The organism is Streptomyces sp. NPDC025793 (assembly GCF_055558375.1).
Window position 1 is genome coordinate 1 of the sequence record NZ_JBVHMR010000137.1, and the last position, 2,045, is coordinate 2,045.

Consider the following 2,045-nt stretch of genomic DNA (forward strand, 5'->3'; position numbering starts at 1 on the left):
GAACGTCCTCTGGGCCCTCCTGCGCGACGGACGGACCTACGAGCTCGTGCCGCCCGCAGCCCTCGCGGCTTGACAAACGACATTAGGAATCGGTGCGACAGGTCAGCGCACCAATGACAGCAACTAAAAGTGACATTTAGATTACACAGAGATATGAAGGAGTGGCGGGCGGCGCCACCCCGGGCCTCCCCGGAGCCACGACCACCCAAATAATGGAGGATCCCAGATGCACGCCAAAACGGGCGACCAATTGCTGGTGCACGGCAGGACTGTCGGGCAAGGCGACCACGTCGTAGAGATCGTCGAAGTGCTGGGAACCAACGGCGAACCACCCTTCCGCGTCCGCGCGGAAGACGGCCACGAGACAGTCATGTGGCCCGGCCCGGACTGCGTCATCAAGCCTCCAGAGCACAGCAACTGACACTGGACCGCAGCTTTCCCGACGCGCGAGTCACCCTGACCGCCGATGAGGCCCGCACCATATTGACGAGCCAGCCGGGCGAGGCGTGAGTGTATGCCATGCTGACCGCATGATCGCTTCGAAGACGTCTACGGCGAGGCGCCGCCCGTCGACGAACACCAGCTGTCGACGCGGCCCCGCGCTGTCAGTGGCGAGTCATAGGCTCGCCTCAACATCAGCCCATACTCCGGCACCAACCCCAGCCCCGGCGCGAAGCACCGGGGCTGGCTACTGTCCGGCCTCCCCCTCCGGATGCCGGACGGTCCGCTTCACGGCCATCTCCACGTCGTACCGCGACTTCCCCTCGGCCTCAGCGTGCGCGGTGATCGCGGACTGCGCCGCCGCGGCCGCCTCACGCCACCGGGTCCACTGCGCGTCGCACTCCTCGCCGACGAGGCCGGCCAGTTTCGCGCGCTCGACCTCGGCGGAACGTTCCAGCTCGACCAGCTCATCGGGGATATCTGCCACGCACATGGATCCTCACTGGTCGACACGCGACGCTCTGGCCGAAACGGCCGGTGTCAGGGCCGAGCGCTCATGGTCTCAGAGGCTGAGCGGCACGCCGATGAGGCTGGTGACATCACTTCCGAGGTCACCCAGAGGACCGCCGGACGGGGCGCCGGCACCAAGGGCTTGAGCCTGTGCAGGCGCGGCCAACGTGACGCTCCCCAAGGCAAGGACTGCTGCCAACGCAATGGTGGCGATGACGCGGCGGACGGCGTTCATGGAAAACCTCCCGAGACGGATCAGTGAGAAGCCTTCCAGTCACCGACGGAGACGCACCCGCTGTTCCTCCCTCTGGGGGTGCGTCCAGCTCCAGCCGAAACGACCGGGACTCTCGTCCGTACGGCTACATGGCCGAGCTCTTCACCACCGAGCCAACCGAACCCCAACCCCAGATCACCCCCGCAACCGGAACCGAAACAGCTGCCGTGCCACCCTGCGGGACATGGCCCACCGGTAGCAGGCGAGCTCCCAGGGCACGCAGTGATCGGGGGTGGTGAGGTCTTCGCAACGAGGGCTGGCGTAGGCGAGCGGGGCCCCGCACTCTCGCCGGAGTTGATACGGGCCCAACATCGGTCCTCTGTACGCAACATGGCCGGAGTGTGCACCACGGGTCTGACAGCCTCTGACGCGCCGCGATATCGACGACACCGTCTTCGCCTTCCAGGCTGCGATCGCCCGAACCTGGGGGACCACGACCGCCGAGCGCACCACCCGGGATGCCGGCCAGCCCGGTGTGCGGCTGCGGATGTACAGCCCTGCCACAGGTCCTCGGGGAGGCCACCCTGCCGGAGCGCCTGGCACGGATTGAGACGTGGTCCGTCACCACGGGGGGAGTAACGGACCCGCCGCGTCCACGGTGCCACATCAGCCCGAGGCTCGTGAGGCTCCGAGCGAAGTCGCCCGCTGGGCGACGACGTGACGACCGACGTCCGGACACAGTGCGGCAAGCGGAGTGGCCTCCCGGTCGTCGTCCGATCCCTCTCACTGGCCGTTCTCTATCCGTTCGTGTGCTCGATCTGGTTCGAACGGAGTCCTGGATCGGGTGAGTTGGCCGACGTCGAGGCATGAAGGAAGGGCC

At 66.9% G+C, this 2,045-nt stretch carries 4 protein-coding genes; 2 read left to right on the forward strand and 2 right to left on the reverse strand.

Annotation, left to right across the window (positions count from 1 at the left end):
- Positions 1-226 precede the first annotated feature (226 nt).
- Entirely contained in the window at positions 227-421 is a 195-nt protein-coding gene (locus ACZ4MF_RS48875) for a DUF1918 domain-containing protein (RefSeq protein WP_467500906.1), read from the forward strand.
- Between the two features lie 267 nt (positions 422-688).
- On the opposite strand, the gene ACZ4MF_RS48880 is transcribed toward ACZ4MF_RS48875, so the two are convergent.
- Together ACZ4MF_RS48880 and ACZ4MF_RS48885 are read right to left on the reverse strand one after the other, a co-directional pair.
- Positions 689-928: a hypothetical protein gene (locus ACZ4MF_RS48880; RefSeq protein ID WP_467500908.1), complete on the reverse strand. Its 240-nt coding sequence runs from the start codon at positions 926-928 to the stop codon at positions 689-691.
- 75 nt (positions 929-1,003) lie between these two features.
- Positions 1,004-1,186 (reverse strand): hypothetical protein, encoded by a 183-nt coding sequence (locus ACZ4MF_RS48885; protein ID WP_467500910.1) that lies wholly within the window; start codon positions 1,184-1,186, stop codon positions 1,004-1,006.
- A gap of 418 nt (positions 1,187-1,604) precedes the next feature.
- On the opposite strand from ACZ4MF_RS48885, the gene ACZ4MF_RS48890 reads away from it, so the two are divergent.
- The gene (locus tag ACZ4MF_RS48890) at positions 1,605-1,775 is read left to right on the forward strand and encodes a DUF6207 family protein (protein WP_467500912.1); all 171 of its coding nucleotides are present in this window, start codon (positions 1,605-1,607) and stop codon (positions 1,773-1,775) included.
- The last annotated feature ends 270 nt before the right edge of the window (positions 1,776-2,045 follow it).

Excerpts from the sequence above, each read along its gene's own strand:
- ACZ4MF_RS48875 (WP_467500906.1), top strand. The coding sequence starts at position 227 with ATGCACGCCAAAACGGGCGACCAATTGCTGGTGCACGGCAGGACTGTC.
- ACZ4MF_RS48885 (WP_467500910.1), bottom strand. The coding sequence starts at position 1,186 with ATGAACGCCGTCCGCCGCGTCATCGCCACCATTGCGTTGGCAGCAGTC.